Origin of the sequence: Polaromonas sp. CF318 (assembly GCF_000282655.1) — a bacterium.
Lineage (GTDB): Bacteria > Pseudomonadota > Gammaproteobacteria > Burkholderiales > Burkholderiaceae_C > Polaromonas.
This window is the reverse complement of record NZ_AKIV01000047.1, coordinates 42929-59101: the sequence shown is the minus strand read 5'-3', so window position 1 is coordinate 59101 and position 16173 is coordinate 42929. Positions and strand designations below refer to the sequence as shown.

Here is a 16173-nt window from a genome sequence, read left to right as displayed (position 1 = left end):
TCAGGGCTCCAGTTGTCCGGCAATGCGAAGGGCAAGGCGGCGAGCCTGCCCATCCAGACCGAGCAGGCCTTCAATATCACTTACCTCTGAGGGCGCCAGCGCCTCCAAAGTTGCGTGATTTACATGGTGAATATGGTCAAAACGTATGCGTTTTTCAAGAAAGGCGGCGACGGCGACCTCGTTGGCGGCATTGAGCACGGCGGTGCTGCCCACGGGCCCGTTCAGCACCTCCCAGGCCAGCGGCAGCCCCGGGAAGCGCGCGTCATCGGGCACTTCGAAGGTCATGGTGGCCAGCGATCTGAAATCCAGGGCCTTGGCCCCCGACACCACCCGGTCCGGCCAGGCCAGGCCGTAGGCGATGGGAACCCGCATGTCGGGCGTTCCGAGCTGCGCCACCACCGAGGTGTCGCGGTACTGGACCATGGAATGGATGATGCTCTGGGGATGGATCACCACCTCGATCTGTTCCGGCGTCAGGCCGAACAGGTACTTCGCTTCGATCACCTCCAGGGCTTTGTTCATCATGGTGGCCGAGTCGACCGAGATTTTCCGGCCCATCACCCAGTTCGGGTGGGCGCAGGCCTCGTCGGGCGTGACATGGCGCAGGCTGGCGGCATCGCGGGTGCGGAAGGGACCGCCGGAGGCGGTCAGGATGATTTTTTCGACACGGTCGCCCCAGGTCGCGGCGTCTTCGGGCAAGGACTGGAAGATGGCCGAGTGCTCGCTGTCGATGGGCAGCAGCTTGGCACCGCCGGCGCGTACCGCCTGCATGAAGACCTCGCCGCCCACCACGAGCGCTTCCTTGTTGGCCAGCAGCAGGCGTTTGCCCGTGCGGGCCGCCGCCATGCAAGGCGCCAGGCCCGCCGCACCCACGATAGCCGCCATCACGGTATCCACCGATTCGTGCGAGGCAATCATCTCCAGCGCGTCGGGCGCCGACAGCACCTGCACAGGCAATTGGTGGGCCTTGACCTTGTCGGCCAACTGGCGGGCATGCGGCTCACTCGCCATCACGGCATAGCGCGGCTTGAACTGGACACACTGGCCCAGCATCAGGTCGACCTGGGTCGCCGCGCTAAGCGCGAACACTTCAAAACGCTCGGGATGGCGCGCGATCACGTCCAGCGTGTTAACGCCTATGGACCCGGTGGAGCCCAGAACGGTGATGCGCTGCTTGCTGAAGGACATACCGGACTTAAAGGGTGACCAGCATCATTGCCAGGGGTAGCGTGGGCAACAGGGCGTCGACACGGTCCAGCACCCCGCCGTGGCCGGGCAGCAGGCCGCTGGAGTCCTTGACACCCGCGCTGCGCTTGATCAGCGATTCGACGAGGTCGCCCACCACACTCATGGCCGCCAGGAAAACGACCGCCAAAAGCATGACCACCAGGCCGTGGCTGGCCACCAGCCTGCTGTAAAGCGTGGCCTCGCCCCAAAAACCGGCGCCACCTGCGGCGGCGCTCGCATAAACCCAGGCGAGCGACAGCGCGACCACGCCAGCCATGCCGCCCCACACGCCTTCCCAGCTTTTGCCGGGGCTGATGGAAGGCGCCAGCTTGCCCTTGCTGAAGTGACCGCCGAAGGTACGGCCCGCGAAATAGGCAAAAATATCCGCCACCCAGACCAGCAGCAGCACGGACAGCAGGAAATTGATGCCGGCGACACGCGCCTGGGCGACGGCCAGCCAGGCCAGCCACAGCGCAGCCAGCCCTGCCGCCAGACGCAGCCCCTTGGGAATGCGCGGCCAGCCGGCCACGCCATTGCGCAGCAGCCAGCCACCGGCCAGCACCCACACCGCGCCGGCGGCGGCCCAGAGCATGGGCAGGGATTGATCCAGCAGGCCGGCATACCAGGACAGCGCGCAGGCCACCACGCTCACAAGCCCCAGCCCCAGCGAAACGCCCTGCCCATAGCCGTTAAGCCGGCCCCACTCCCAGGCACCCGCCGCGATCAGCAACAGCGCCACGGCGCAAAAAGGCTGGGGGGTCGAGTAAAAAAGTGCGGGCAACAGGATGGCCAGCAGGACGATCGCCGTGATGACACGCTGTTTAAGCATCAAGCCGCCTTTGCATTGTGGTTGTCGCCCTGGCCACTGACCTGCGCGGAGGTCTGGCCAAAGCGCCGTTCGCGGGTGCGAAAAACGGCAATTGCCTCATCGAGCGCCGCCTCGTCGAACTCGGGCCAGAGCTTGTCGGAAAAATGCAGCTCCGAATAGGCCGCCTGCCACAGCAGGAAGTTGCTGATGCGCAGCTCGCCGCCCGTGCGTATCAACAAGTCCGGGTCGGGCACGTGCGCCATCGCCATCGCCCGGTCCAGCGACAGCTCGGTGATGGCCTCGCCGCGGCTGGCCAGCTTCTGCGCGGCCTGCGCGATGTCCCAGCGGCCGCCGTAGTTGAAGCAGACATTCAAAACCAGCCGGCTGTTGGCCGAAGTGTCCAGTTCGGCCTTTGCCAGGCCGGCCCTGACCTTCTCGGAGAGCCGCTCACGGTCCCCGATGAAGTGCAACTGCACGCCGTTTTCATTGAGGCTGGGCACTTCCTTGGCCAGTGACAGGGCCAGCAGCTCCATCAGGCCCGACACCTCTTCGGAGGGCCGGTTCCAGTTTTCCGATGAAAACGCGAACACCGTCAGCACGCCGATGCCGCGCTCCAGGCAGGCGCGCACGCAGCGGCTCAGCGAGTCAACGCCCTGCTTGTGGCCCGCGATGCGGGGCAGAAACCGCTTGGTCGCCCAACGGCCATTGCCGTCCATGACGATGGCAATGTGGCGCGGGACCGGATGGGAGGTGGTGGCCATGGACAATTCAGGCCAGACGCTGAAGCGTCAAACCGCCATGATGTCTTGTTCCTTGCCGGCGACCAGTTTGTCGACTTCGGCAATGAAACGGTCAGTGAACTTCTGGATGTCGTCCTGGGCGCGGCGCTCGTCGTCCTCGGACGCGAGCTTTTCCTTGACCAGTTTCTTGATGCCGTCGTTGGCGTCGCGGCGCAGGTTGCGAATCGCGACCTTGGCGTGCTCGCCCTCGGAACGCACGACCTTGGTGAGCTCCTTGCGGCGCTCTTCGGTCATCGGCGGCATGGGGACACGGATCAGGTCGCCCTGCGCCGCCGGGTTGAGCCCAAGGTCGGAATCGCGGATGGCTTTTTCAATCTTGGCACCCATGCCCTTTTCCCAGGGCGAGACGCTGATGGTGCGCGCGTCGAGCAGCGACACGTTGGCAACCTGGCTGATCGGCACCATGGAGCCGTAGTAGTCGACATGCACGGTGTCGAGCAGGCCGGGGTTGGCGCGGCCGGTGCGGATCTTGGTCAGGCCGTTCTTGAACGAGTCGATGGACTGCAGCATTTTTTGCTCTGCCAGCTGCTTGACGTCAGCAATGCTCATGGTCGGATCTCCGGATTTTTATGGCGAAAAAAAGCAAGCCCTGAAAGCTCAGACGTGAACCAGTGTTCCTTCGTCTTCTCCCTGTACCACGCGCTTGAGCGCACCGTGCTTGAAGATGCTGAACACCTTGATGGGCAGCTTCTGGTCGCGGCACAGCGCGAAGGCGGTGGCATCCATGACCTCGAGGTTTTTTCCCATGGCTTCATCAAACGTGATGTTGGTGTAGCGCGTGGCCTTCGGGTCTTTCTTGGGGTCCGCAGTGTACACACCATCGACCTTGGTGGCCTTGAGCACGATCTCGGCGCCTATCTCGGCGCCTCGCAGCGCTGCCGCCGTGTCGGTGGTGAAAAAAGGATTGCCGGTGCCGGCCGCGAAAATAACGACCTTGCCCTCTTCGAGGTACTGCAAGGCCTTGGGGCGGACATAGGGTTCGACCACACGCTCAATGCCGATGGCCGACATCACGCGGGCGATGAGGCCGGCCTTGTCCATGGTGTCACCCAAAGCGAGGGCATTCATCACGGTAGCCAGCATGCCCATGTAGTCGGCGGTGGCGCGGTCCATGCCGACCGAGCCGCCCGCCACGCCGCGGAAAATATTGCCGCCGCCAATCACCACCGCCACCTCGACACCCATGCGGGTGACCTCGGCGATCTCCTCCACCATGCGCACAATGGTGGCGCGGTTGATGCCGAAGGCATCGTCCCCCATCAAGGCCTCACCTGACAGTTTTAACAAGATTCGCTTGTAGGCTGGCATGTGAGGGGCTTTCTGTGGTTGAAGTGAAGGGGAGTTTAGCGGCCTTCCGGCTAGGCTGAGTGCTTAGGCGGCCTTGGCGGCTGCAACCTGGGCGGCGACTTCGGCGGCGAAATCGTCGACCTTCTTCTCGATGCCTTCGCCCACCACGTACAGCGTGAAGGACTTGATCGTGGTCGCTTTTTCCTTGAGCATCTGCTCGACGGTCTGCTTGTCGTTCTTGACGAAAGTCTGGTTGTACAGGCTGACTTCCTTCAGGTACTTTTGCACGCCGCCTTCGATACGCTTTGCAACAATTTCAGCGGACTGCACGGGCTTGCCTTCGGCCTGGGCCTTGGCGGCATCTTCAGCGGCCTTGGCAGCGGCCACCGAGCGCTCTTTGGCGACCAGTTCGGCGGGAACTTCGGCGCTGGACAGCGACACGGGCTTCATCGCGGCCACGTGCATGGCAACGTCCTTGGCGGCGGCTTCGTCGCCTTCAAACTCCACCACCACGCCGATGCGCGTGCCGTGCAGGTAAGAAGCCAGCTTGCTGCCGGTAAAACGCTTGAAACGGCGCACGCTCATGTTTTCGCCGATCTTGCCGATCAGGCCCTTGCGCACGTCTTCGACCGTGGGACCGAAACCGTCCAGCGACAGGGGCATGGCGCCCACGGCTTCCACGTCGGCCGGGTTGTTCTTGACGATGCCTTCGACGACACCTTTGGTGAATGCCAGGAAGCTGTCGTTCTTGGTCACGAAGTCGGTTTCGCAATTGACTTCAACCAGCGCGCCCACATCGCCTTCGCGGTGCGCAGCCACCACACCTTCGGCGGTGACGCGGGAAGCGGCCTTGCCGGCCTTGCTGCCGAGCTTGACGCGCAGGATTTCTTCGGCTTTTTCGAAATTGCCTTCGGCCTCGGTCAGTGCCTTCTTGCACTCCATCATTGGGGCGTCGGTCTTGGCGCGCAGTTCAGCGACCATGCTTGCAGTAATTGCCATTTTGATTCTCCGTTTTGTCGTGTTCACAGAGGTGGGCCGACAGGGCCCGCCCCTTCTTGATGCTTGAGTTGTGAAAAAGGGGCTACGCGAGCCCCTTTTTCGCGTCTGGCGCAGCGCCGAAAACTATCAGGCGGCTGCGTTGTCCACTTCCACGAACTCATCCGAGCTCTCGGCGGAAACTGCCTTGACAACGTCGTTCACGGCGTTGGCGCGGCCTTCCAGGATCGCGTCGGCGATGCCACGTGCATACAGCGCCACGGCCTTGGAGGAGTCATCGTTGCCGGGGATCACGTAATCGATGCCGATGGGCGAGTGGTTGGAGTCAACCACGCCGATCAGGGGGATGCCGAGCTTCTTGGCTTCCAGGATCGCGATTTTGTGGAAGCCCACGTCGATCACGAAGATGGCGTCCGGCAGGGCGTTCATGTCCTGGATGCCGCCGATGTCCTTCTCAAGCTTTTCGATCTCGCGCTTGAAGGTCAGCTGTTCTTTTTTGCTGATGGAGTCGAGGCCGGCTTCCTGCTGGGCCTTCATCTCTTTCAGGCGCTTGATCGAGGTCTTGACCGTCTTGAAGTTGGTCAGCATGCCGCCCAGCCAGCGCTGGTCAACGTAGGGAACGCCGGCGCGCTTGGCCTCCGTGGCGACGATTTCGCGGGCCTGGCGCTTGGTGCCCACCATCAGGATGGTGCCGCGGTTGGCGGACAGCTGCTTGGCGAACTTCATCGCCTCCTGGTACATCGGCAGCGATTTTTCCAGGTTGATGATGTGAATACGGTTGCGATGGCCGAAGATGTAAGGGGCCATCTTGGGGTCCCAGAAGCGGGTCTGGTGTCCGAAATGAACGCCTGCTTCCAGCATTTCGCGCATAGTGGTCGACATAAAAATACTCCAAAAGGTTGTGTCTAAAATCAGCGCTTATCGCCCTTGTCGGGACAACACCTTGGGTGGCTGATTTGCGATTTGCATTGCAAACAACAAAATCGTCATTTGCAAAGCCTGTCGAGTATAACATCCTCCCGCCCTCCTCTCCTGAGCCCCCTCCCACCCCATGAGTCAGCCCCCCTTTTCCGGCGACCTCCATGCCGTCCGCCAGGCACTCCAGGCGGGCCATGTGCAAGCCCCGGACATCCTGGCGCAAGCCGCCCTGGCCGCGCAAAGCGAGGCCTGCCGCCATGTTTTCATGCCAGGTTCGCCGGCAAACCCGGCTGAAACGCTGAAAAACGCCCCGTCCGGTGATATCGGGCTGGCACTTGCCGGGATTCCGGTATCCGTCAAGGATTTGTTCGACGTAGCCGGCCAGGTCACCGCCGCCGGCTCCAAAGTGCTGGCGCAGGCCGCCCCGGCCCAGGCCGACTGCCCCGCGGTGGCCAGGCTCAGGGCCGCCGGCGCGGCGCTGGTGGGCCGCACCAATATGGTCGAATTCGCCTTTTCGGGGGTAGGCATCAACCCGCATTACGGAACACCCGCCAACCCGGCCGACCCGGCCACGGCGCGTATCCCGGGCGGTTCGTCCTCAGGTGCGGCGGTGTCGGTGGCCACAGGCGCGGCCTTGGTGGGCCTGGGCTCGGACACGGGCGGCTCCATCCGCATTCCCGCGGCACTGTGCGGCATCGTCGGCTTCAAAAGCACGGCGCGCCTGGTGCCGACCGCAGGCGCCCTGCCGCTGTCGACCAGCCTGGACACCGTGAGCGCCCTGACGCGCTCGGTGCGCGATGCCGTCACCGTGCACGAGGTACTGGCGGCACGCCGGGTCGAGCTGACCGGCAAACCCCTGTCCGGATACCGCCTGGCCGTGGCCGGCACGCTGATGCAGGACGCCTTGAGCCGCACGGTGGCCCAGGCCTTTGAACGCAGCCTGCAGGTCTTGCGCGAGGCCGGCGCGAAGATCGTGGAGATCCCGCTCGGGGAAATCACCGAGCTGACGGCCATCAACGCCACCGGCGGCCTGTCGGCGGCCGAAAGCTACGCCTGGCACCGCAAGCTGATCGCCGAGCGCCAGGCCGGCTACGACCCGCGTGTCGCGCTGCGCATACTGCGCGGCGCCGGCATGAGCGCGGCCGACTACATCGACCTGCTGGCGGCGCGCAAGGACTGGATAGCCCGCATGGAAGCGCGCCTGGACGGCTTTGACGCCGTGCTGTCGCCCACCGTGCCCCTGGTCGCGCCGCCCATCGCCGGTTTGCTCAATGACGACACCGAGTTTTTCAGGGTCAACGGCCTTTTGCTGCGCAACACCTCGGTGGTTAACATGCTCGACGGTTGCGCGATTTCCCTACCCTGCCACGCGCCCGGCCAGTTGCCCGTGGGCCTGATGTTGTGGCACGCGGCCCTGCATGACGACACGATGCTGGACCTGGCCCTGCAAGTGGAAGCCGCTCTGGCACAGTCGCTACAACAATAACCGCCGCAAACCCCTCTTCCCACCGGGCTCGCGGCCTGCTCATCCATAAAAAAAACAATGCACCACAAAATTTCCCGTCCCAAACGCCCCGCATCCACGCCACGCCGCCGCGGAGTTTTCGCATGAGGATCGCCGTCATTGGCGCCGGCATCATCGGCATCACCACCGCCTACGAACTGGCACTGGACGGCCACGAGGTCACGGTGTTCGAACGCCGCGGCGCGGCGGCCGAGGAAACCAGCTTTGCCAACGCCGGCCTGGTCGCTCCCGGCTACGTCACACCCTGGGCCGCGCCCGGCATGCCGCGCAAGGTCCTCAGCCACCTGTTCAGCCGCCACGCCCCGGTCAAGCTCGGCTTGCCGCTGTCGGCCGGCGAACTCGCATGGATGTGGCAGTGGTTTCGCGCCTGCAAGCTGGACACCTACCTGGCCAACCGCGCGCGTATGCAGCGGCTGGCTTTTTACAGCCGCGAAAGGCTGCACCACCTGACGGCCGAGCTGCAGCTCGAATACGACGGCAGCCCCGGCTACATGGTGTTGCTGCGTTCCGAAAAAGACAGCAAGCTGGTGCAGCCCGGCCTGGCGGTGCTGCGCGACGCGGGCGTAACCTTCAAGGAAATCAGCCCCGAGGAAGTCCTCAAGATCGAGCCGGCGCTGAACCCCGACACGCCCTTCCTGGGTGCCGTGCACCTGCCCAACGACGAGGTGGCCAACTGCCGGCAGTTCGCGCTGCTGTTGAAAAACGAGGCCCAGCGCCTGGGCGTGAATTTTGAATTCAACACCACGGTCGCGCGGCTGGAGCAGGCGCAGCCCGCCAGCCTGGTCATCGCCGGTGAAAGCACGCCGCGCGGCTTCGACCGGGTGGTCATGTGCGCGGGTCTGACCTCGGTGCAGCTCTTGCGGCCGTTGGGCCTGAAGATCCCGATGGCCGCGGTCTACGGCTACTCCATCAGCGCGCCGATTCGCGAACCCCTGAACGCGCCGCGCAGCGCGCTCATGGATGAACGCTACAAGGTCGCGATTTCGCGCATGGGCAACCGCGTGCGCGTGGCCGGCAGCGCCGAAATCGGCGGCTCACTGGACAACAAGCGCGCCGCCTCGCTGCAAACCCTTTACAAGGTTCTGCACGACTGGTTTCCCGGCGCGGCCCAGCTCTCCAACACCGGCTCCAGCGTGCAGGAATGGAAAGGCGCCAGGCCTATGCTGCCCGACGGGCCGCCCATCATCGGCGACAGCGGCATCCCCGGGCTCTGGCTCAACCTGGGCCATGGCTCCAGCGGCTGGGCGCTCAGCTGCGGCAGCGCGCGGGCGCTGGCCGATCTCATGGCCGGCAAAAACACCGACATCGACATGGAAGGCCTGGGCGTCGCACGCCTGGCTTGAGCCCGGTCCTTTGCGACTTCCCAAAGCCCGGTCCGCCGGGCTTTTTTTCGCCCGCGGCCGCACAATCGGGCCATGCGAAAAATTTCCAGCGCCCATAGCGAGCCGCTTCACGGCGTGGCGGCCACCCGCGAACTTGAACGCCTCGCCGCCGCCGGCTTGCCGCCGCACACGCTGATGCAGCGGGCCGGCCTGGCGGTCGCACGCCTGGCGCTGGCCCTGGCGCCGCACGCGCGGCGCATCTGGATCGCCTGTGGCCCCGGCAACAACGGCGGCGACGGCTTCGAGGCCGCCATGCACCTGCACCGCTGGGGCAAAAACGTGACCCTGACCTGGACCGGCCTGCCGCCCGGAAAAACCGGCCAGCCGCCCGACGCCCAAGCCTCGCGCGAACGGGCTTTGGCCGCCGGCGTGCCCATGGCCGCGCAGCCACCCGAGGACTTCGATTTCTGCATAGACGCGCTACTGGGCATAGGCGGCACGCTGGACCCGGCCCGGCCGGGCACGGCCCTGATGCTGGAGTGGCTGGCGCGCATGCAGGCCAGCGCCGCGCCGCGGCTCGCAGTGGACATGCCGACCGGCCTGGACGCCGACACCGGCGCCTTCACCACTGGGTTTGCCGCAGCCCCGGAGGTTTTTACCCTCAGCCTCCTAACCCTGAAACCGGGCCTCTTCACCGCGAGCGGCCGCGACTGCGCGGGCCAGGTGTGGTTTGACGACCTTGGCACGGCAACCGCCGGCGCGCCAGCGCCCGATGCCTGGCTGCTGGGCGCCGACCGGGCTTCGCGCGTGCCCAGGCATGCCAATCCGCATGCCAGCCACAAGGGCAGCTTTGGCGACGTAGCGATACTGGGCGGGGAATCCACCAGCCGCAGCCATATGGCGGGCGCCGCGCTGCTGGCCGCACGGACCGCGCTGCATGCGGGCGCGGGCCGGGTGTATGTGGCGCTGCTCGGCAGCCCGGTGCTCGGCACGGACCCCCAACAGCCCGAATTGATGTTCCGCGCACCTGAAGCCCTGGATCTGGCACGGCAGGTGGTGGTGTGCGGCTGCGGCGGCGGTGATGCCGTGCGCGCCGTGCTGCCCAAGGTGCTATCGGCGGCGCCCCGGCTGGTGCTGGACGCGGACGCGCTCAATGCCATCGCCGGGGACACACAGCTGCAGACCCAGCTCGCGGCCCGAAGCCATCGCGGCTACGCGACGGTGCTCACGCCCCATCCGCTCGAAGCCGCCCGGCTGGCCGGGACCCGCGCCAAAGAGGTGCAGGCCGACCGACTGGTTTACGCCCGCCAGTTGGCAGAACGCTTTCAGTGCGTCGTGGTGCTCAAGGGTTCGGGAACTGTCATCGCCGCGCCTGGACAGTCCAGCGCCATCAACAGCAGCGGCAATGCCCTGCTGGCCACGGCGGGCACGGGCGACGTGCTGGCCGGCATGCTGGGGGCCCGCATGGCCGGAGGATTGGAGGCTTTTGAAGCGGCGTGCGGTGCCGTGTTTGAGCACGGGCATCTCGCCGACGAATGGCCCACCGACGGGCAGGTGCTGACGGCGTCGGCGCTGGCCAACGCCTAGATCGCTAGACCACTAGACCAGGACCATCAAGGCGATCTGCAGCAGCACGATCAGCACCAGCGCCGAGATGTCGACCCCACCTATGGCAGGGATCACCCGGCGCAGCGGCGCCAGCACCGGCTCGGTCAGGCGGCCCAGCAAAACGTAGGCCGGCGAGCCGGGCTGTATCCAGGAAAGGATGGCAAAACCCAGCACCAGGACGAACAGGGTTTGCAGCGCCACACGCACCAGCATCTTCAGCGCGAAGGACAGCAGCGTCAGCATGACCAGGGGCGCCAATTGGAGCGCGCCCAGCAGCAGGCCAAACAGCAGGGCCCACAACAAGGCATAGGCCAGCGCCAGCACGGCGGCGGCGATCACACTGGCCCAGTCCACCCGCGACTGCGCCAGCGACCTGGGCAATGCCCGGCGCAGCGGCTTGACCAGCCAGTCGGTCAGGGCCATGACAAAGCTGCCCGGCTGGGCGCTCATGTTGACCCGGACCCAGTTCATCCAGGCGCGCAGCAGCGCTGCGGCAATCAGCAGGAAGAAAATGGTTTCAAGTAGAAACGACAGGATGCGGATCAGCATGCGCGGCGCGCCCCGGGAGAGAAAAGATGAAGAAAACAGTCCATGGCTCTTTCCTGGGTTCCTAGCGGCGGGGCTTCTTGCCCTGTTTGCGCCCGGCGCTGCCGGCGGCCTTCTTGACGGCGGCCTTCAGTGCCTGGATGGGTGACTTGGGCGTGCGCTCGCTGCCGGCGCTGCGGCCCGAACTGCCGCCGCGGCTGCCGGAGCGGGTTTCCGTGTGCTTGCCGGCCGTCTTTTTGCCGGCTTTGCCGGTCCGGGGTTCCGCGGCATGGCGCGCGGCGCCGCGCTCTTGGGCCGGCAACTCCGTGGCATGGCCGCCGGTCTTGTCTTTCATGGCGCGGCCGACCAGGTCCTGGCCTTCGTTCACCAGCCGGAAGTCGATCTTGCGGCCGTCCAGGTCCACCCGGCTGACCTGCACCCTGACCCGCGTGCCAATGGCGTAGCGGATGCCGGTGCGCTCGCCGCGCAGTTCCTGGCGGGCTTCATCGAAACGGAAGTATTCGCCGCCCAGCTCGGTGATGTGCACGAGGCCCTCGACATACATCGCGTCCAGCGTGACGAAGATGCCGAAACCGGTGGCCGCGGTGACGACGCCGCCGAACTCCTCGCCCAGGTGTTCGCGCATGTACTTGCACTTGAGCCAGGCTTCGACGTCGCGGCTGGCTTCGTCGGCGCGGCGTTCGTTGGCACTGCAATGCAGGCCGGCGGCCTGCCAGGCAAGTTCGTCGGCGCTGGCTTTTTTGGGTTTCTGCGTAGGCTCCTTGACGCGTGAGGCCAGCCGCTTGGACAGCTTGGCCTCGGCCTCGCCCGGCGTGGGCAGGGTCGGCAACTGGTATTTGGCCTTGTTCAGCACCGCCTTGATGACACGGTGCACCAGCAAATCGGGGTAGCGCCGGATCGGACTGGTGAAGTGCGTGTAAGCCTCGTAAGCCAGGCCGAAGTGGCCGCTGTTCATGGGCGTGTAGATGGCCTGCTGCATGGAACGCAGCAGCATGGAGTGGATTTGCTGCGCGTCCGGCCTGTCCTTGGTGGCCAGCGCGATGCGCTGGAACTCGCCGGGCTCCGGGTCGTCGCTGATGGTCATGCCGATGCCGGCCGCTTTCAGGTAGTTGCGCAGCATCTCCTTCTTCTCGGGCGTCGGCCCCTCGTGCACACGGTACAGGCCCACGTGCTTGCTCTGCGAGATGAAGTCGGCCGAGCAGACGTTGGCGGCCAGCATGGCCTCCTCGATCAGACGGTGGGCCACGTTGCGGGTACGGGGCACGATTTTTTCAATGCGCCCCGCTTCATCGCAGACGATTTGCGTTTCGGTGGTTTCGAAGTCCACCGCCCCGCGCGTGCCGCGCTCCTTGAGCAAGGCCTGGTAAACGTCGTGCAGGTCCAGCAAGTGCGGCACCAGCGCCTTGCGCTGCGCGGCTTCCGGGCCCCGCGTGTTGGCCAGGATGGCGGCGACTTCGGTGTAGGTGAAGCGCGCCTGGCTGAACATCACCGCCGGGTAAAACTGGTAGGCATGGACCTCGCCCTTGGCATTGACCAGCATGTCGCAGACCATGCACAGGCGCTCAACGTTGGGGTTGAGCGAGCACAGGCCGTTGGAGAGTTTCTCCGGAAGCATGGGGATCACACGACGCGGGAAGTACACGCTGGTGGCGCGGTCGTAGGCGTCGATGTCGATGGCGCTGCCGGTTTCCACATAGTGGCTCACGTCGGCAATCGCCACCAGCAGGCGCCAGCCCTTGCCGCGGCCGACCTTGGCCGGCTCGCAATACACAGCATCGTCAAAGTCGCGGGCATCTTCGCCGTCAATGGTGACCAGCGGCACATCGGTCAGGTCGATGCGGTGCTTTTTGTCGGCCGGCCGCACGGCGTCCGGCAAGGCGCGGGCCAGGGCCAGCGCCTCGTCGCTGAACTCATGCGGCACGCCGTATTTGCGCACCGCGATTTCGATTTCCATACCGGGGTCGTCGATCTCGCCCAGCACTTCCTTGACGCGGCCCACGGGCTGGCCGAACAGCGCCGGCGGCTCGGTGAGCTGCACCACCACCACCTGGCCGGACTTGGCCGTACCCGTGGCGCCCTTGGGGATCAGCACGTCCTGGCCGTAGCGCTTGTCTTCGGGCGCGACCAGCCAGACGCCGCTTTCCTGCAACAGGCGGCCGATGATGGGGTTGGAGGAGCGCTCGATGATCTCGGTCACGCGGCCTTCGGGCCGGTTTTTGCGGTCGTGCCGCACGATGCGCGCCTTGACGCGGTCCTTGTGCAGCACCGCGCGCATTTCATTGGGCGGCAGGTAAATATCGGCCTCGCCGTCGTCCCGCAATACGAAACCATGGCCGTCGCGGTGGCCGGAAACGGTGCCCTCGAATTCAGCGAGCAGACCGGAGGAATGGGCGGACGATCCGCCCGTATGGGAATGAGTTGTTTTGATAAAAAGTCTCTTTTTGTTGGGGGCTGCTGGTTTTGAGTATGCAGCCGAAATATTTCAGGAAAATTTGCAGGCCGGGGCCTCAGAATACGTTCAAGTAATGGTACACTGCTAGCTGTGCCCGGGTGGCGGAATTGGTAGACGCGCACGGTTCAGGTCCGTGTATCGCAAGATGTGGAGATTCGAGTTCTCTCCCGGGCACCAGATACACCAAACAGCTTTGCCAGACTCTGAAACGAGCTCTGGAAGAAAGCAAGATTAAAGCCACTGTGACCCAGTGGCTTTTTTTGTTTCCGGGCCCCGCCTTGCAGCCCGGTTTCTCGTGCGCCGGCTTGATCAAACGGGCACGGCCACCAGGTCGTGGCCCTGGGTTCCGACGATGCGGGCCCGGGTGAACTCGCCGACTTTCAGCGTCTTGCTGATTTTCTCGGGCGGCAGCAGCTTGACCACGCCGTCGATCTCGGGCGCATCGGCATAAGAACGCCCGACACCGCCCTTTCTGCCCAGCGCGGGTGCCGAATCCACCAGCACCTGCATGGTCGCGCCTATGCGCTGCTGCAGCTTCTGGCTGGAAACCGCCTCCGCCACGGCCATGAAACGGGCGCGCCGCTCTTCACGCAATTCCATCGGCAGCATGCCGGGAATGTCGTTGGCGGTGGCGCCCTCCACCGCGCTGTAGGCAAAGCAGCCCGCGCGGTCGATCCTGGCTTCGCGCATGAAATCGAGCAGGTGCTCGAACTCGGCCTCGGTCTCGCCGGGAAAGCCGGCAATAAAAGTGCTGCGAATCACGATCTCGGGGCAGATTTCGCGCCAGCGCGCAATGCGCTCGAGGTTTTTCTCCCCGCTGGCCGGCCGCTTCATGCGCTTGAGCACGTCGGGGTGGCTGTGCTGCAGCGGAACGTCCAGGTAAGGCAGAACCTTGCCGGTGGCCATCAGCGGCAGCACTTCATCCACACTGGGGTATGGATAGACGTAGTGCAAGCGCACCCAGGCGCCATAGGGCTCGGCGATCTCGCCCAGCGCCTGCACCAGCTCCAGCATGCGCGTCTTGACGGGCTTACCGTCCCAGAAGCCGGTGCGGTACTTCACGTCCACGCCGTAGGCCGAGGTGTCCTGGCTGATCACCAGCAACTCCTTGACGCCGCCCTCAAACAGTGCACGCGCCTCGTTGAGCACGTCGCCTATGGGCCGCGACACCAGGTCACCGCGCATCGAAGGGATGATGCAGAAGGTGCAGCGGTGGTTGCAGCCTTCGCTGATTTTCAGGTAGGCGTAGTGCCTGGGCGTGAGCTTGATGCCCGCAACGCCGAAAGCATTGGGAACCAGGTCCACAAAAGGATCGTGCGGTTTGGGCAAATTCAGGTGCACCGCATCCATGACTTCCTGCGTGGCATGCGGGCCGGTCACGGCCAGCACGCTGGGATGCATCTGGCGCACCAGGTTGCCGCCGTCCTCGCCGGCCTTGGCACCCAGGCAACCCGTGACGATAACCCGGCCGTTTTCGGCCAAGGCTTCGCCAATGGTGTCCAGGCTTTCCTTGACCGCGTCGTCGATGAAACCGCAGGTGTTGACGATGACCAGGTCCGCGCCCTCAAAGGTCTTGGAAGTCTGGTAGCCCTCGGCACTCAGCTGCGTGAGGATCAGTTCGGAGTCTGTCAGGGCTTTGGGGCAGCCCAGGCTCACAAAGCCGACGCGGGGCGCGGCCTTGACGGTGGCAGGGGCGGATGGGGAAATTACGTCGCTCATGGGGTCTATTGTCTCAGGGTAAGCGTCAGGGCGAACCGTGAACCCCGGATGGCCTTCAACGGCCAGTACTCGCGCGGACACAAGGCCCGGCGTTCAGTTCACTTCTTGAGGCCGAAAGCCTGCAGCATCTGCTCGCTCTGCTTTTGCATCTGCTCTTGCATCTGCGTGAAAACGTTCTTGGATTGCTCCACATAGGTGCCCATCATTCCTTGCATCATGGGCGACTGCGCATTCATGAACTGCGCCCACATTTCAGGTGTCAGCCCCTTGGACTGCTCGGCCATCTTGACCTGCAGGTCCATGAAGCTCTGGACATTTTTCTCCAGGTAAGCGCCCATGAAGCCCTGCATCGCATTGCCGTAAAAACGGATGATGTTGGCCAGCACGGCTTCGGTGAACATGGGCGCGCCGCCGGTTTCTTCCTCAAGAATGATTTGCAGCAGGATGCTGCGCGTCAGGTCTTCGTTGGTCTTGGCATCGCGCACCACAAAGTCGGCGCTCTCCATCACCAGCTGCCGCACCTCGGTGAGCGTGATGTAGGTCGAGGTCTCGGTGTCGTAGAGCCGCCGGTTCGGGTACTTCTTGATCACGCGGGACGCCGCAGCCTTGCCGGCAGCCCGGCCGCTTTTGGCGCCGGAATTACCGTCGGCAGCCGCATCGCCCTGTGAAGGCGGAAGGCCGGATGCCGGGCTGGTGGATTTGCTTTTTGGCACTGATTTCTCCTCTGAATGACGGCCAGCACCTGAGCGCCGGGGTTCAATACATTCTAGGAATTCTGATGTACACAATCCCCTTGGTTTACCCTGTGTGATGGGCCCGCATTATGGATGCGAAAGCCTGGACAGGAACCGTTTCGAGGGAATTGGTAGGCGCGATTGGACTCGAACCAACGACCCCCACCATGTCAAGGTGGTGCTCTAACCAGCTGAGCTACGCGCCTAAGGACTGTTCGAAGCTAGCAGTAT

14 protein-coding genes and 2 tRNA genes are annotated in these 16173 nt (G+C 64.6%); 4 read left to right on the top strand and 12 right to left on the bottom strand.

Annotation, left to right across the window (positions count from 1 at the left end; translation table 11 throughout):
• The 7 genes from ispC to rpsB all read right to left on the bottom strand — a co-directional run bounded on the left by ispC (position 1) and on the right by rpsB (position 6000).
• Positions 1 to 1188, bottom strand: a complete 1188-nt coding sequence (gene ispC, locus PMI15_RS08015; RefSeq protein ID WP_007866414.1) for a 1-deoxy-D-xylulose-5-phosphate reductoisomerase — start codon at positions 1186 to 1188, stop codon at positions 1 to 3.
• Between the two features lie 7 nt (positions 1189 to 1195).
• A complete protein-coding gene (locus PMI15_RS08010) occupies positions 1196 to 2056 on the bottom strand; it encodes a phosphatidate cytidylyltransferase (protein ID WP_007866411.1) in 861 nt (286 codons plus the stop codon).
• Positions 2056 to 2796, bottom strand: coding sequence for a polyprenyl diphosphate synthase (gene uppS, locus PMI15_RS08005; RefSeq protein ID WP_007866408.1), 741 nt, complete (start codon positions 2794 to 2796; stop codon positions 2056 to 2058). The genes PMI15_RS08010 and uppS overlap by 1 nt, the downstream gene beginning before the upstream one ends.
• Before the next feature lie 27 nt (positions 2797 to 2823).
• Positions 2824 to 3384 (bottom strand): ribosome recycling factor, encoded by a 561-nt coding sequence (gene frr / locus PMI15_RS08000; protein WP_007866405.1) that lies wholly within the window; start codon positions 3382 to 3384, stop codon positions 2824 to 2826.
• A gap of 48 nt (positions 3385 to 3432) precedes the next feature.
• Positions 3433 to 4143 carry a UMP kinase gene (pyrH, locus tag PMI15_RS07995; protein ID WP_036838012.1) on the bottom strand — a complete coding sequence of 237 codons (711 nt, stop codon included), beginning with the start codon at positions 4141 to 4143 and terminating at the stop codon, positions 3433 to 3435.
• 63 nt (positions 4144 to 4206) lie between these two features.
• Complete coding sequence (gene tsf / locus PMI15_RS07990) at positions 4207 to 5121, bottom strand: translation elongation factor Ts (RefSeq protein WP_007866399.1); 915 nt, start codon at positions 5119 to 5121, stop codon at positions 4207 to 4209.
• 126 nt (positions 5122 to 5247) lie between these two features.
• Positions 5248 to 6000 carry a 30S ribosomal protein S2 gene (gene rpsB / locus PMI15_RS07985; protein ID WP_007866397.1) on the bottom strand — a complete coding sequence of 251 codons (753 nt, stop codon included), beginning with the start codon at positions 5998 to 6000 and terminating at the stop codon, positions 5248 to 5250.
• A 169-nt stretch (positions 6001 to 6169) separates the two neighbouring features.
• On the opposite strand from rpsB, the gene PMI15_RS07980 reads away from it, so the two are divergent.
• From PMI15_RS07980 to PMI15_RS07970, 3 genes are all read left to right on the top strand, one after another.
• Positions 6170 to 7522: an amidase gene (locus PMI15_RS07980; RefSeq protein WP_007866393.1), complete on the top strand. Its 1353-nt coding sequence runs from the start codon at positions 6170 to 6172 to the stop codon at positions 7520 to 7522.
• Between the two features lie 122 nt (positions 7523 to 7644).
• Positions 7645 to 8904: a D-amino acid dehydrogenase gene (locus PMI15_RS07975; protein ID WP_007866380.1), complete on the top strand. Its 1260-nt coding sequence runs from the start codon at positions 7645 to 7647 to the stop codon at positions 8902 to 8904.
• Between the two features lie 72 nt (positions 8905 to 8976).
• On the top strand, positions 8977 to 10470 hold the full coding sequence (locus PMI15_RS07970) for a bifunctional ADP-dependent NAD(P)H-hydrate dehydratase/NAD(P)H-hydrate epimerase (RefSeq protein ID WP_007866372.1): 1494 nt from the start codon (positions 8977 to 8979) through the stop codon (positions 10468 to 10470).
• 12 nt (positions 10471 to 10482) lie between these two features.
• On the opposite strand, the gene PMI15_RS07965 is transcribed toward PMI15_RS07970, so the two are convergent.
• On the bottom strand, positions 10483 to 11040 hold the full coding sequence (locus PMI15_RS07965) for a YggT family protein (protein WP_007866371.1): 558 nt from the start codon (positions 11038 to 11040) through the stop codon (positions 10483 to 10485).
• 61 nt (positions 11041 to 11101) lie between these two features.
• A complete protein-coding gene (rnr, locus tag PMI15_RS07960) occupies positions 11102 to 13414 on the bottom strand; it encodes a ribonuclease R (RefSeq protein WP_086003824.1) in 2313 nt (770 codons plus the stop codon).
• A gap of 167 nt (positions 13415 to 13581) precedes the next feature.
• On the opposite strand from rnr, the gene PMI15_RS07955 reads away from it, so the two are divergent.
• Positions 13582 to 13666, top strand: a tRNA-Leu gene (locus PMI15_RS07955).
• Between the two features lie 132 nt (positions 13667 to 13798).
• On the opposite strand, the gene rimO is transcribed toward PMI15_RS07955, so the two are convergent.
• The 3 genes from rimO to PMI15_RS07940 form a co-directional block, all read right to left on the bottom strand.
• Positions 13799 to 15208, bottom strand: coding sequence for a 30S ribosomal protein S12 methylthiotransferase RimO (gene rimO / locus PMI15_RS07950; RefSeq protein ID WP_007866368.1), 1410 nt, complete (start codon positions 15206 to 15208; stop codon positions 13799 to 13801).
• 98 nt (positions 15209 to 15306) lie between these two features.
• On the bottom strand, positions 15307 to 15798 hold the full coding sequence (gene phaR, locus PMI15_RS07945) for a polyhydroxyalkanoate synthesis repressor PhaR (RefSeq protein ID WP_051001938.1): 492 nt from the start codon (positions 15796 to 15798) through the stop codon (positions 15307 to 15309).
• Between the two features lie 273 nt (positions 15799 to 16071).
• Positions 16072 to 16148 (bottom strand) — tRNA-Val (locus tag PMI15_RS07940).
• Between the last annotated feature and the right edge of the window lie 25 nt (positions 16149 to 16173).